Origin of the sequence: Streptomyces sp. NPDC048270 (genome assembly GCF_040652335.1) — a bacterium.
Lineage (GTDB): Bacteria > Actinomycetota > Actinomycetes > Streptomycetales > Streptomycetaceae > Streptomyces.
This window is the reverse complement of sequence record NZ_JBEZLV010000004.1, coordinates 226,720-240,479: the sequence shown is the minus strand read 5'-3', so window position 1 is coordinate 240,479 and position 13,760 is coordinate 226,720. Positions and strand designations below refer to the sequence as shown.

Genomic DNA, 13,760 nt, shown 5'->3' with positions numbered 1-13,760 from the left:
CAGGGGAATCGGGGACGACGGCGGTAGCGGGGGCGGGGGCGGCGGGAGCAGCACCGGGGGCGGTGACGGAACCGGGGGCGCATACGGGCCCGGGTACGGGCACGCGCACGGCCGCGGCGGGCGGGGTGGCGTGAACCTGCCGGCGCTGCGCGGGCACAACGAGGCGCTGCTGCTGGACCTGCTGCGCGGCGCCGGGCCCGCCGGCCTGGGCCGCGCCGAACTCGCCGCGCGTACGGGGCTCACCCCGCAGGCCGTCAGCAAGATCACCGCGAGGCTGGGCGGGGAGGGGCTGATCGCGGAGGCCGGCCGCGCGGTGTCCACCGGCGGCAAGCCGCGCACCCTGCTCCGGCTGGTGCCGCAGGCGCGGCAGGCGGCCGGGGTGCACCTGGACCGCGACGAGCTCCGGGCGGTACGGGTGGACCTGGCGGGCACGGTCGTCGGGGAGAGCCGCGAACCGCTGGACTTCGGGGCCGGTCCGGACCGGGTGGTGGAGGAGGTCGTACGGGCGCTCGCGCGGGTCGCGGACCCGGGCGGGCGGCCGCTGCTGGGGGTGGGCGTGGCCGCGCCTGGGCCGCTGGACCACCGGGCCGGGGTGATGGGCCGGGTGACGGGGTTCCCGCGGTGGGAGGGGTTTCCGTTGCGGGAGGTGCTGGCGGGTCGGCTGGGGGTGCCGGTGCTGCTGGACAAGGACACGAACGCCGGCGCGGCTGCGGCGGCCGCCGCTCCGGGCGGGTTTCGCGGCGCCTCGGTGTACGTGCACGTCGGGACCGGGCTCGGGGCCGGGCTGCGGCTGGGCGGGGAGGTCTACCGCGGCGGGCGTTCCGGGGCGGGGGAGTTCGGACACCAGGTGCTCCGGCTGGACGGGCCGCCGTGCCGGTGCGGGGCGCGGGGGTGCGCGGAGGTCCTGTGCCTGGAGGCGGTGGCTCGGGGGGACCTGGCCGGGGCCGCCCGGATCGTGGGGGAGGGGGCGGCGAACCTGGTGGCGCTGCTGGACGTGGAGCGGGTGGTGCTGGGCGGGCGCGTGGTGGCGCGGGCGCCGGAGGTGTTCCTGGACGGGGTCCGGCGGGTGATCGCGGTGCGGGGGGCTGGGGCGGGGCCGGTTCGCGTGGCGCTGGCCGAGGCGGGGGTTGCGGAGGGGGCGGCGGAGTTGGTGCTGGGGCCGGTGTTCGGGCGGGTGGGGTGAGGGGCCCGCCCGCCGGGTGACTGGGCTCTTTGGTTGGGGGCTCGGTGGGGCCGGTGGGTGCGGGTCGGGGAGCTGGGGCTCCGCCCCAGGCCCCGCGCCTCAATCGCCGGCGGGGCTGGGTTTGGCTGGGTGGGGCCGGGTTGGAGGGGTGAGGCGGGGTTGGTTGGGTGGGTGCGGGTCGGCTCGGTGGGGTGGGCGGGTGCGGGTCGGGGAGCTGGGGCTCCGCCCCAGGCCCCGCGCCTCAAACGCCGGCGGGGCTGGGTTTGGCTCGGCGGGGCCGGGTTGGCTGGGTGGGGCCGGGTTGGCTCGGCGGGGCTGGGTTTGGCTCGGCGGGGCTGGGTTTGGCTTGGCGGGGCCGGGTAGCGCTGGGCGCGGGCCCGTAGGGGTTCTTGACGGTTTGGGCTGATTGGGCGTAAACCGTAGGGGCTTGGGCGTGGTGGGAGTGGTGGTGCTGGAGGGCGTGCGAAGGTGCGGGCTGGGCGGGGTGATTGTCACCTCGTCCTACCATCGTCCCGTCCGGTGAGCAGCGAAGCAGCGAAGGGTCTTCCATGCGACTGCGCAAAGCCCTTGCCCTCGGCGCCGCCCTCTCCGCCGCCCTGGTCGCCGCCACCGCATCCACCGCCGGCGCGGACATCGGCACGGGCGGCGGCGCCCGGCCGGCGCCCGCGTGGCCGTCACGCGCGCAGGCCACCTGCGGGGACGGCAAGAGCACGGCCTTCCCCATCGGGGCCCGGATCCGCGGCGGCCCGGCCGTGTACCGCACCGGTGGCGGGCCGCAGACCTGGTACCTGGACCTGACCAACACCACGAACTCGCTCTGTACCGCCATCCACCCCGTCGTCGTCCTCACCGACAAGGCCCGCGCCCTGCGCCCCGCCCACCTGCGGATGGAGTTCGACACCCCGAGCGGCACCCTGCCCGTCAGCCTGGAGCGGAGCGACCGCGACGAGATCATCGCCGTCTTCGACGGCGGGTCCGCCTTCCCCGGGTTCACCGTCGCCGCGGGCGGATCGCTGACCGTCCGGGTCGGCCTCGCCTTCGCGTCCGACGCGCCCACCGGCGAGATCCTCGCGGACGCCGCCCTCGTGCAGCGCAAGGGCGACGACGGCGAATGGATCGGCGAGGCCGGCGGCTACCGGTTCACCGTCGAGGGCCCGCAGGACCCGGTCGAGGCGGGCTCCCTCGCGCACACCGGGTCCCGCGAGCGGGCGTACGGGGCCGGTGCCGGTGCGGTGGCCGCCCTCGCAGTCGGCGGGGGACTCGTGATCGGGGCCCGGCGCCTGCGCACCCCCGCCCGCTGACCGGACCCGGGGAACCGCCCGCTGACCGGCCCGGGGATCCGCCCGCTGATCCGCCCGAACCGTCCGTGGACCCGCCCGAACCGCCCCCCGATCCCGCCCGAGGGTCCGCGTACATCCGCCCCGCATAGAGTCCCAGGGTGGAAGAACAGACCCAGCAGCACCGTCCGGGCTCGCCCGTCCGCTCCGGCATCCCCGAGCACGGCCGCATCCCGAAGTACTACGCCGTCAAGGCCCGCATCGCCGAACTCCTCGACGAGCTCGGCGAAGGCGGATCGCTGCCCACCGAGCGCGATCTCGCCGAGCGGTACGAGGTGTCCCGCGAGACCGTCCGCCAGGCCCTGCGCGAGCTGCTGCTCGAAGGCCGCCTGCGCCGCTCCGGCCGGGGGACCGTCGTCGCCGGGCCGAAGCTGGAGCAGCCGCTGTCGCTGGCGAGCTACACCGAAGGGGTCCGCCGCCAGGGACTCCGCCCGGGCCGCCACCTCATCGGGCTCGAGCGCTTCCCCTGCCCGCCCGACCTCGCCCCCGGCATCGGCGCCGAGGCCGGTGAGCCGGTCTGGCACCTGGAGCGGGTCCTGCTTGCCGACGACGAGCGGGTCGGCCTGGAGAGCACGTACATCCGGGTGGCCCGGGCGCCCCGGCTCGACATCGATTTCCAGCCGGACTCCTCCTTCTACGGGTATCTGCGCGAACGCCTCGGCATCTCCTTCGGCGACGCCGACGAGAAGCTGGAGACGGTCCTCGCCACACCCCGCGAGGCCCTGCTGATCGGCACCCCGCCGGCCCTCCCCATGCTGCTCATCCACCGCTTCTCGCGGGATCAGGACGGCCGGCCGCTGGAACGGGTGCGTTCGCTCTATCGTGGCGACCGGTTCAGCTTCACGACCCGCCTGCGGCCCGAGTAGCGCCGGACGGATCGCTCCATAACCCAGGGAAAGGGACGGATTGATGTCACAGGAAGATAACGGGTCTAGTCCAAGCTTGGGGGGCTGTTCACCGCCCCGACTTCCGCCGGATCCCCCCGGGTCACGGTCCGCGCCCACCGTTGGCGGCGTGAGAGTCATAGTCGTCGGAGGCGGCGTGGTCGGCACCATGCACGCCTGGCAAGCAGTCGAACGCGGCCACGAGGTCGTCCAGATCGAGCGAGAAGCGGAGGCCCGCGGTGCGTCGCTGCGCAATTTCGGCCAGATCTGGGTGAGTGGAAGAGCCGGTGGTGAGGAGCTCGACACCGCCCTGCGGGCCCGTGAGCTCTGGGAGCGGATCGGGGAGCGGGTCCCGGGCCTGGGATTTCGCGCCATCGGCTCCCTCACCCCCGTCCGCAACGCCCGTGAGCACGCGGTCGCCGAGGCGGCCGTCGCCCGCCCCGACGCCGCCTCCCGCGGCTACGAGCTGGTGACCGCCGCGGAGGCCCGCGAGATCAACCCGGCGCTGCGGGGCGCCTTCGAGGCCGCGCTGTGGTGCGAGCGGGACGCGGCCGTCGAGCCGCGCACCGCGCAGCTCCACCTGCGGCAGGCCCTCGAGGCCACCGGCCGGTACACCTTCCTCCCCGGGCGGGAGGTCCGCGAGGTCACGGGCCCGGGCGCCGTCCGCGACGACCACGGCGACGTCCACCGCGGCGACGCCGTCGTCCTGGCCACCGGGGCCTGGCTGTCCGGTCTGGTCCGCGAGCTGGTCCCCGACCTGCCCGTGCGCCGCGTCCGGCTGCAGATGATGCAGACCGCCCCGCTCGGCGAGCCGCTGACCACCTCCGTCGCGGACGCCGACAGCTTCCGCTACTACCCGGCCTACCAGTCGCGGGCCCTCGACGCGCTCAACGCCGGGCAGGCCCAGGCGCCGGTCGCCGCCGCGCACAAGATGCAGCTGCTGATGGTCCAGCGCCTGGACGGCGGACTGACCATCGGAGACACCCACGAGTACGAGCATCCCTTCGCGTTCGACACCCTCGAAGACCCCTACGAGCACCTCACCGAGGTGGTCGAGTCCTTCCTGGGCCGCCCCCTGCCGAAGATCAGGCACCGCTGGGCGGGCGTGTACGCGCAGTGCACCGACACCACCCGCGTCGTCCACCGCCAGCAGGTGGCCGACGGCGTCTGGCTGGTGACCGGGCCCGGCGGCCGCGGCATGACGTGCTCGCCCGCCATAGCCGAGACCACCGCGAACGAACTGGGCTGGTAAGTCTGATGACCGAGAAGAACCGCACGGACAACCGCACGGACAACCGCACGGACAACCGGACGGACCACCGTACGGACCACCGTACGGACAACCGCACGGACAACCGCACGCAGCACCTGATCGTCCTGGACATGGCCGGCACCACCGTCGCCGACGGCGGCCTCGTCGAGCGCGCCTTCGAGCGCGCCGCCGAGCGCCTCGGCGTCGAGCCGGGCAGCGCCGGCCACGCCGAGAAGCTCCAGTACGTACGCGACACCATGGGCGAGTCGAAGATCTCCGTCTTCCGCCACCTCTTCGGCACGGAGGAGCTCGCCCGGCGGGCCAACTCCGCCTTCGAGGAGGCGTACGGAGAACTCGTCGACGGCGGCCTGATCGCCCCGGTCCCCGGAGCCCGCGAGGCCATCGAGAAGCTCCGCGCCGACGGCCGCACCGTCGTCCTGACCACCGGTTTCGCCCGCGTCACCCAGGACGCCATCCTCGACGCCCTGGGCTGGCAGGGCCTCGCGGACCTCACCCTCTGCCCCGCCGACGCGGGCGGCCGCGGCCGCCCGTACCCCGACATGGTGCTGGCCGCGTTCCTGCGCACGGGCGCCGTGGACGACGTACGGGAGATGGTCGTCGCGGGCGACACCGCCTACGACATGCTCAGCGGCCGCCGCTCCGGCGCCGGGACCGTGGCGGGCGTCCTCACCGGCGCCCACGACCGGGCGGCCCTGACCGGCCACGGCGCCACGCACGTCCTCGGCTCCGTCGCCGAACTCCCCCAGCTGCTCGCGGAGTCGGCGTGAGCGGCATCCGCTTCGAGGGGGTCAGCGTCGCCTACGGCGGCACCACCGTCCTGGACTCCCTCGACCTGGCCGTCGAGCCCGGCGAGGTGATGGCGCTGCTCGGCCCCTCCGGCTCGGGCAAGACCACGGCGCTGCGGGCGGTCGCCGGCTTCGTACGGCCCGCCGCCGGCCGGATCCTGATCGGCGGCCGGGACGTCACGGCCCTTCCGCCGCACAAGCGCGGTATCGGCATGGTCGTCCAGCAGTACGCGCTGTTCCCGCACATGAGGGTGGAGGCCAACGTCGCCTTCGGCCTGAAGGCCCAGAAGGCGCCCAAGGCCGGGATACCCGGCCGGGTCGCCGAGGCGCTGGAGATGACCGGCATGGCGGCCTACGCCAAGCGGTACCCGCGCGAGCTGTCGGGCGGCCAGCAGCAGCGCGTGGCCATCGCCCGCGCCCTCGCCATCCGCCCGGGCGTGCTCCTGCTCGACGAGCCGCTGTCCGCGCTCGACGCGCAGCTGCGCTCCGGAATGCTCGCCGAACTGGCCCGTCTGCACCGCGAACTGCCCGACGTCTCCATCCTCTACGTCACCCACGACCAGGTCGAGGCGCTCACCCTGGCCGACCGGATCGCCGTCATGGACAAGGCCCGGCTCCAGGACTGCGGGACCCCGCAGGAGCTGTACCGGGCCCCGCGCACCGAGTTCACCGCGTCCTTCGTCGGCAACGCGAACCTGCTTCCGGTGACCGTGGCGGAGGGCGGGGCGCTCTTCGAGGGCCGGCCGCTGGCCCTCGACCGCGGCCGGGCCGTGCCGGGGTCCACCGCGACCCTGTGCGTACGGCCGCACCTGCTCGGCCTCGGGGACGGCCCGAACGCGCTGAGCGGCCGCATCGCCGAGGTCCAGTGGCGCGGCTCGACGCACCGGCTGTACGTCGACGTCGACGGCCACCGGGTGAAGGCGGACCTTCCCGAACTGCGGGAGACGCCCGCGCTGGGGGACCGGGTCACGCTGCACTTCGAGCCGCGGGACGCGGTGCTGCTGGGGGCGGGGGTGTCCGATGCCTGACGCCTCGCGGCGAGCCGCACCGGGGACGACCGTGGGTACGCCCCCGGGTCGCGCCCCTGCGGCCTCAGGTCCGCCGGGTCCGGCTCCGGCCGCGCCGGCAGGGTTCCCCTCCGGGGAGGCTCGGGGCTCCGCCCCGGACCCCGCGCCTCAAACGCCGGCGGGGCTAAATGAGTCCCCGGCGGGGCCGGAAGGCTCCCCGGGGCGCGACGGGCCCCCGGCAGGGCCGGAAGGCGCCCGGGTGGGGCCGGGCAAGTCCTCGGTGGGGCCGGGCAAGTCCCCGGCGGAGTCCGCTGGTTCCTCCGCGGGGCGCAGGGGATGGCGGGTGCCGCGGAGTGTGTGGGCGCTGCCTCCCGTGGCCGTGCTCGCGCTGGTGTTCCTGTATCCGCTCGCGCTGGTCGTCCAGCAGTCGCTCAGCCCCGAGAACGGCGGGGGCGCCTTCGACGCCTACGGCTCCGTCTTCGCCTCGCAGAGCTTCCGCGACGCCCTCGGGACCACCGTCTGGCTGGCCGTCGGGGCCACCGCCGGGTGCCTCGTCCTCGGCTTCGCGCTCGCGCTCGTCATCGCCTTCGTGCCCTTCCCCGGGGCCCGCGCCATCGCGAAGTTCATCGACGTATTCCTCTCCTTCCCCTCCTTCCTCATCACCCTCGCGCTGCTCTTCGTCTACGGCACCGTCGGCATGGCAAACGGCGTCTGGACCGACCTCACCGGCGCCGCCGACGGGCCCTTCCGGTTCCTGACCACGCCGTGGGGCGTCCTGCTCGCGGAGATCACCTACTTCACGCCCTTCGTGATGCGACCCCTGCTCGCCGCCTTCTCCCAGCTGGACACCGCCCAGCTGGAGGTCGCTGCCGGCCTCGGCGCCCGGCCCGCGCGGATCGTCCGGCGGGTGATCCTGCCCGAGGCGCTGCCCGCCCTGGCCGCGGGCGGCAGCCTCGTCCTCGTCATGTGCCTCAACGAGTTCGGGATCGTCCTGTTCACCGGAGCCAAGGACGTCACGACCCTCCCGATGCTCATCTACGGCAAGGCGATCCTCGAATCCGACTACGCGGCCGCCTGTGTGGTCGCCGTCGTCAACATCGTGATCTCCGTCGGCCTGTTCGGCCTCTACCGGGTGGTGAGCAAGCGTGCTGGTGCATAGCAAGGCGGGCCGCTGGGCCGTCTGGGGCCTCTTCGGCCTCCTCTTCCTGCCCCTCTTCGCCCTGCCCCTGCTCGTGGTGGTCGCGGCCTCCTTCGCCACCCACTGGTCCGGAGCCTTCCCCTCCGGCCCGACCGCCGCGAACTACGCCTCCGCGGTGCGGGGCGAGTCCCTCCAGGCCCTGACCACCAGCCTGGTCACCGCCGTGGCCGCCAGCCTGCTCGCGCTCACCCTCGGCACCTGGGCGGCCCTGGCCGGCGCGGCCCTCGGCAAGCGCGGCAAGCGGTCCCTGGACGCGCTGTTCATGCTGCCCGTCGCCGTGCCGTCCGTGGTCGTCGGCCTCGCCGTGCTCGTCGCCTTCAGCCGGCCGCCGCTCCTCATCAACGGCACCGCCTCGATCGTCGTCCTGGCGCACACGATCCTCGTCACGGCCTTCGCCCACCAGTCGGTCTCGGCGGCGATCGTACGGCTCGACCCCGCGTACGAGCAGGCCGCGGCCTCCCTCGGCGCCCGGCCCGGCCACGTGCTGTGGCGGGTCAAGCTCCCGCTCCTGCTGCCGTCCCTCACCGCGGCCGCGGGGCTCTGCTTCGCCCTGTCCATGGGCGAGCTGAGCGCCACGATGATGCTCTACCCGCCCGACTGGATGCCCCTGCCGGTGCGGATCTTCACGGCCACCGACCGCGGCTCGCTGTTCGGCGGCTCCGCCGTCGCCGTGGTGCTGATGGCCACCACCCTGCTGGTCCTGCTGGCCGTCTCCCGCATCCGGACCAGGGCCTCCTACCGCTGACCCGCGCACCTCCGCCACACCCCTGCCGTTCTCCTGCCGACTCCCTTTCCCCGTGAGGAAGTTCCATGCCCAGCAAGCTCCTGCTCCGCACCGCCGGCGCCCTCGCCGGCAGCCTGGCCCTCGCCGTCTCCCTGACCGCCTGCGGCGGCTCCGCCACCGCGGGCTCCGGCAAGGCCGCCGAGGAGAAGGTCGTCACCGTCTACAGCGCCGACGGCCTCAAGAGCGAGAAGGGCGACGGCTGGTACGACAAGGTCTTCGCCGACTTCACCAAGAAGACCGGTATCGAGGTCAAGTACGTCGAGGGCGGCTCGGGCGAGATGGTGCAGCGCGCCGTCCGCGAGAAGACCAACACCCAGGCCGACGTACTGATCACCCTGCCGCCCTTCATCCAGCAGGCCGACGGCAAGGGCCTCCTCCAGGCCTACACGCCGCAGGGCTCCGAGAAGGTCAACGGCGCCGACAAGGCCGCCGACGGCAAGTGGACCTCCATCGTCAACAACTACTTCGGCTTCATCTACAACAAGAAGGAGCTCGCCGAGGCCCCCAGGACCTGGGAGGAGCTGCTGGACCCCAGGTTCAAGGGCAAGCTGCAGTACTCCACCCCGGGCGTCGCGGGCGACGGGACCGCCGTGCTGATCAAGTCGATGCACGACTTCGGCGGCAAGGAGCCGGCCATGGAGTACCTGAAGAAGCTCCAGGCCAACAACGTCGGCCCGTCCTCCTCCACCAGCAAGCTGGCGCCCAAGACCGACAAGGGCGAGCTGCTCGTCGCCAACGGCGACGTCCAGATGAACTTCGCGCAGTCCAAGTCCATGCCGAACATCGGCATCTGGTTCCCCGCCAAGGACGGCGGCAGGCCCACCACCTTCGCCCTCCCGTACGCGGCCGGCCTCGTCGACAAGGCCCCGCACACCGAGAACGGCAGGAAGCTCCTCGACCACCTGCTCAGCGAGGAGGCGCAGCAGCAGGTCAGCGCGGTCGGCGGCGGCTTCCCGGCGCGCACCGACGTCAAGCCGACCGACGCCAACGCGGTGGAGCTCACCAAGCTCATGACGGGCGTCGAGGTCTTCGAGCCGAACTGGACCGACATCGACGCGAACCTCACCGCCCACGTCGACGCGTGGAAGTCGGCAACCGGCAGCTGACCGGTCACTTCCCGGCCACCCTGATCCGGAAAAGTGACACTTGCGTAACGGGTCTGGACCGAAGTGCCCCTTCGGTTCGGACCCTCCCCCGGATACCGTCCGGGGTGCTCCCGCGCATGTCCCCGCACCCCCGCCGCTCACCTACTCCCAGGAGGAGTACGTGTCCACTGCCCTGCCCGGACGACGCGTCATCGCCGTGACCGCCTCCGCCGCCGCCCTGATCGCCGCGTCCGCCCTGGCCACCCCGGCCGGAGCCGCGGACGCCGCCGCCAACACCGACAAGGTGCTCGTCATCGGCATCGACGGCGCGGTCCTCGACCGCGTCAAAGCCGCCAACGCCCCCCACCTCAAAAGCCTGATGGCCCAGGGCCTGACCGCCCGCAGCACCCTCTACGCGAACCCGATGGCCGCCACCTCCTCCGGCCCCGGCTGGTCCACCATCGCCACCGGCGTGTGGCCCGACAAGCACGGCGTGAAGGACAACTCCTTCTCCGGGAAGAACTACACCGCCCACCCGGACTTCCTCACCCGCATCGAGAACGCCAAGCCGGAGCTCAACACCTACGCCGCCGCCGACTGGGAGCCGATCACCTCCACCGACGCGGGCGGCCCGATCTTCTCCGCCAAGGTCGACAAGCGCCTCTCCCTCAAGGGCGACCGCGACGGCTACGGCAGCGAGGACCCCAAGATCGCCGCCGCGGCCGCCGCCGAGCTGCAGGGCCAGAACCCGGACGCCGCCTTCGTCTACCTCGGCGAGATCGACATCGCCGGCCACTCCTACGGCGCCGCCAGCCAGCAGTACCTCGACGCCATCGGCCGCGTGGACAAGCTGATCGGCCAGGTGCTGACCGCCGTACAGAACCGCCCGACGTACGCCCAGGAGAACTGGAAGATCCTGGTCACCACCGACCACGGCCACACCAACTCCGGCGGCCACGGCGGCTCCACCATCCAGGAGCGCGGCACCTTCGTCATCGCCAAGGGCGCGGGAATCGCGGCCGGTTCGGTACGCGACGACGTCAAGCTCGTCGACGTGGCCGCGACCGCCCTCGCGCAGGTCGGCGTCTCCACCGCCCCGCTGGACGGGGTGCCGCTGAACGCCCCCGACAGCGACCCCTTCGACACCCTGCGCCCGAACCTCCAGGCCCGCGTGGACGAGACGGGCATTCCGGCGGGCACCAAGGGCTTCACCCGCACCCCTCCCGCGGGCTGGTCCGTCGACAACTCCAAGATGGGCACGGGCGGTGTCGCCGAGTGGGCCGGCTGGGCCTTCGCGACCGACGAGTTCTGGAGCCAGGCCCAGCGCGACCAGTGGCGCGAGCTGAACGTCCGCTCGCGTGACGTCTTCGCCGTCGCCGACTCCGACGAGTGGGACGACAAGAGCCACACCGGCAGCTTCGACTCCACCCTGATCACCCCCAGGTGGGCGGTCACCGGCGGCGCCGCCAAGACCCTGACCTTCCAGACGCACTACCGCCACGAGGCCGGGCAGACCGCCCAGGTCCTGGTCTCCTACAACGGCGCCGCGCCCACCGTCGTCAAGAGCTACACCGCCGACGCGGTGGCCAGGTCGGAGTCCCTGAACCTCCAGGTTCCGGCCGGTGCCACGGATGTCCAGATCCGCTTCCGCTACAGCGGTGACAACAACTGGTACTGGACCGTGGACAACGTCCGCCTGGGCTGAGTCCGGCCCCCGGGGTCCGGGCCGTGGACGCCCCCTACGTCCCCGACCCGGCCCCGATAGGGTGGTAGAGACCAGAGGTCACAGAGGTCAGACGCCACCGAGAGCGGAGAACAGTCCAGTGGCAGAGCGCAAGCCGATCGAATCCTGGCTCACGGACATGGACGGGGTCCTGATCCACGAGGGCACCCCGATCCCCGGGGCCGACGCCTTCATCAAGCGGCTGCGCGAGTCCGGCAAGCCCTTCCTGGTGCTGACCAACAACTCGATCTACACCCCGCGCGACCTCCAGGCCCGGCTGCACCGGATGGGCCTCGACGTCCCCGTCGAGAACATCTGGACCTCCGCCCTGGCCACCGCGAAGTTCCTCGACGACCAGCGCCCCGGCGGCACCGCGTACGTCATCGGCGAGGCCGGTCTGACCACCGCCCTGCACGACATCGGCTACATCCTGACCGACCACGAGCCGGACTACGTGGTGCTGGGCGAGACCCGCACCTACAGCTTCGAGGCCATGACGAAGGCGGTCCGCCTGATCAACGCGGGCGCCCGCTTCATCTGCACCAACCCGGACGAGACCGGCCCCTCCACCGAGGGCCCGCTCCCGGCCACCGGCGCGGTCGCCGCGCTGATCACCAAGGCCACCGGCAAGAAGCCGTACTTCGCGGGCAAGCCCAACCCGCTGATGATGCGGACCGGCCTCAACGCGATCGGCGCGCACTCGGAGACCAGCGCGATGATCGGCGACCGGATGGACACCGACGTGCTCGCCGGGCTGGAGGCGGGCATGCAGACCTTCCTCGTCCTCACCGGCCTGACCTCGGTCGCGGACACCGAGCGGTTCCCCTACCGCCCCACCAAGACGGTCGACTCGATCGCCGACCTGGTGGATCTCGTTTAAGTCGTTCGGCTGACACGTACGGCGCCGCTCCGGATGCGGAGCGGCGCCCCGCGCGTGAATCTCCTTGTTGAGGAGGTTCACCATGCGCAGTGTTCACATCGCTCTCCGTGCCGCCGGGGTGGCCGTCGCCCTGACAGCGTTCTCCGCGGTGACCGCGCCCACCGCCCTCGCGGGGGAGGAGGACCGCGGCGGCCGCGGCGGCAGCGTCTCGGTCGATCCGAACCCGGCCCACCCGGGAGCGCAGGTCAAGCTGCGCGTCAACGGCTGCGACGGCACCAGGGGCGCGGCCAAGTCCTCCGTCTTCGTGGGGGACGCCGAACTGTACGGCCGCGACGGCGGCCGCAGCCCGCTCTACGGCGAGGTGTCGATCAGCTCGCACGCCCAGCCGGGCTGGCACTCCGTGCGGGTGACCTGCGACGGTCACGAGAAGGTCAGCGGGTCCATCGAGATCTCCCACCGCAGGCCGAGCCACCACGCCTCCCCGGTCTGGCCGGTCCACGCGGGCGGCGGCGGCATGTCCGCCGAACTCGCGGAGTCCTCCCGGCTGACCGCGGCCGCCAGGAAGGACGAGCACGCCGACGGCCCGGGGCTGCCGCACACGGTCATCGGCGCCGTCCTGGCGGCCGCCGCCACCCTGGCCGTCGCGGGCCGGGCGCTGGCCCTGCGCCGCCGCCGCAGCGGTGACTGAGCACCGGGCGGGCGGCGACCGGGCGGGCCGCGCATGAACGAGTGGCGTACGAGCGAGGGGCGCATGAGCGAGGGCAGGTCCTCCGGCAGCGGCCGGCTGCTGACCTTCGCCGCCTGGTCGGTGCTGGTCCTGGGCCTGTGGCTGTGGGGCCGGCAGATCACCGGGGTCCCGGCCCCGCTCGCCGGTCAGGCCGGCGGGGCGGTGGGCCCGGTCCTGCCCGCGGCCCACGCACCCCTGGCCGCGGCCCTGCCCCAGCGCGTCGACGTGCCCTCCATAGGCGTCCAGGCTCCGGTGATCGCCCGGGGCCTGGACGCGGACGGGGCGATCGAGCCGCCCCCGTACGACAGCCCCGGCACGGTCGGCTGGTGGAGCAACGGGGTGCACCCGGGGGCCGCCGGGGCCGCGCTGATGGTGGGGCACGTGGACACGAAGTCGAAGCCGGCCGTGTTCTACGGGCTGAGCTCGGCGCAGCCGGGCGAGAAGGTGCGGGTGGTGCGGGCGGACGGCTCGGTCGCCGAGTTCACCATCGAGGACGTACGGGTCTACGAGCGCGCGTCCTTCGACGCGCACAAGGTGTACGGCCAGCGGGTCCGGGGCCGGGCCGAGCTGCGGCTGGTGACCTGCGGCGGCACCTACGACAAGGCGGCCAAGGAGTACACGGCGAACGTGGTGGTCTCCGCCTATCTGACGGGCGCCGGGGTCCGGCCCGGCACGGCGGTCTAGCCTCCGCCCCGCTCCCCCCGAGGGAACACGAAGAAGCCCCTCGCAGCTTTCGCTGCGAGGGGCTTCCTCCGTCTGTGCGCCGCCAGGGACTCGAACCCCGGACCCGCTGATTAAGAGTCAGCTGCTCTAACCAACTGAGCTAGCGGCGCTTGCTGACAGGGAAAACTCTACCCCACCTCGAGAGGTGCTCGTGACCAGCCACGCCCGCCT

General features: G+C 73.3%; 13 protein-coding genes and 1 tRNA gene. 13 read left to right on the top strand and 1 reads right to left on the bottom strand.

Going from position 1 to position 13,760, the window contains the following annotated elements; genetic code table 11:
- Positions 1-130 precede the first annotated feature (130 nt).
- The 13 genes from AB0D66_RS06095 (at position 131) to AB0D66_RS06035 (ending at position 13,550) form a co-directional block, all read left to right on the top strand.
- Positions 131-1,183, top strand: a complete 1,053-nt coding sequence (locus AB0D66_RS06095; protein ID WP_362297314.1) for an ROK family transcriptional regulator — start codon at positions 131-133, stop codon at positions 1,181-1,183.
- A gap of 548 nt (positions 1,184-1,731) precedes the next feature.
- Positions 1,732-2,484 carry a hypothetical protein gene (locus AB0D66_RS06090; protein WP_362297312.1) on the top strand — a complete coding sequence of 251 codons (753 nt, stop codon included), beginning with the start codon at positions 1,732-1,734 and terminating at the stop codon, positions 2,482-2,484.
- A gap of 137 nt (positions 2,485-2,621) precedes the next feature.
- Complete coding sequence (locus AB0D66_RS06085) at positions 2,622-3,386, top strand: GntR family transcriptional regulator (protein WP_362297309.1); 765 nt, start codon at positions 2,622-2,624, stop codon at positions 3,384-3,386.
- Positions 3,387-3,534: 148 nt separating this feature from the next.
- Positions 3,535-4,656, top strand: a complete 1,122-nt coding sequence (locus AB0D66_RS06080; protein ID WP_362297307.1) for a TIGR03364 family FAD-dependent oxidoreductase — start codon at positions 3,535-3,537, stop codon at positions 4,654-4,656.
- Positions 4,657-4,661: 5 nt separating this feature from the next.
- Positions 4,662-5,444 (top strand): phosphonatase-like hydrolase, encoded by a 783-nt coding sequence (locus AB0D66_RS06075; protein WP_362297303.1) that lies wholly within the window; start codon positions 4,662-4,664, stop codon positions 5,442-5,444.
- Positions 5,441-6,490, top strand: a complete 1,050-nt coding sequence (locus AB0D66_RS06070) for an ABC transporter ATP-binding protein (protein ID WP_362297300.1) — start codon at positions 5,441-5,443, stop codon at positions 6,488-6,490. The genes AB0D66_RS06075 and AB0D66_RS06070 overlap by 4 nt, the downstream gene beginning before the upstream one ends.
- A 322-nt stretch (positions 6,491-6,812) precedes the next feature.
- Complete coding sequence (locus AB0D66_RS06065) at positions 6,813-7,628, top strand: 2-aminoethylphosphonate ABC transporter permease subunit (protein ID WP_362297297.1); 816 nt, start codon at positions 6,813-6,815, stop codon at positions 7,626-7,628.
- A complete protein-coding gene (locus AB0D66_RS06060; RefSeq protein ID WP_362297294.1) occupies positions 7,615-8,412 on the top strand; it encodes an ABC transporter permease subunit in 798 nt (265 codons plus the stop codon). The genes AB0D66_RS06065 and AB0D66_RS06060 overlap by 14 nt, the downstream gene beginning before the upstream one ends.
- A gap of 65 nt (positions 8,413-8,477) precedes the next feature.
- Positions 8,478-9,557 carry a 2-aminoethylphosphonate ABC transporter substrate-binding protein gene (locus tag AB0D66_RS06055; RefSeq protein ID WP_362297291.1) on the top strand — a complete coding sequence of 360 codons (1,080 nt, stop codon included), beginning with the start codon at positions 8,478-8,480 and terminating at the stop codon, positions 9,555-9,557.
- 160 nt (positions 9,558-9,717) lie between these two features.
- Positions 9,718-11,241: an alkaline phosphatase family protein gene (locus AB0D66_RS06050; RefSeq protein WP_362297289.1), complete on the top strand. Its 1,524-nt coding sequence runs from the start codon at positions 9,718-9,720 to the stop codon at positions 11,239-11,241.
- 118 nt (positions 11,242-11,359) lie between these two features.
- Positions 11,360-12,139 carry an HAD-IIA family hydrolase gene (locus AB0D66_RS06045; RefSeq protein WP_069920404.1) on the top strand — a complete coding sequence of 260 codons (780 nt, stop codon included), beginning with the start codon at positions 11,360-11,362 and terminating at the stop codon, positions 12,137-12,139.
- A gap of 82 nt (positions 12,140-12,221) precedes the next feature.
- Positions 12,222-12,827 carry a hypothetical protein gene (locus AB0D66_RS06040; protein ID WP_362297287.1) on the top strand — a complete coding sequence of 202 codons (606 nt, stop codon included), beginning with the start codon at positions 12,222-12,224 and terminating at the stop codon, positions 12,825-12,827.
- A 63-nt stretch (positions 12,828-12,890) separates the two neighbouring features.
- On the top strand, positions 12,891-13,550 hold the full coding sequence (locus tag AB0D66_RS06035) for a class F sortase (protein ID WP_362297284.1): 660 nt from the start codon (positions 12,891-12,893) through the stop codon (positions 13,548-13,550).
- A gap of 75 nt (positions 13,551-13,625) precedes the next feature.
- Here the strand turns inward: AB0D66_RS06035 and AB0D66_RS06030 are convergent.
- Positions 13,626-13,699: transfer RNA gene (locus tag AB0D66_RS06030), tRNA-Lys, on the bottom strand.
- Positions 13,700-13,760 lie beyond the last annotated feature (61 nt).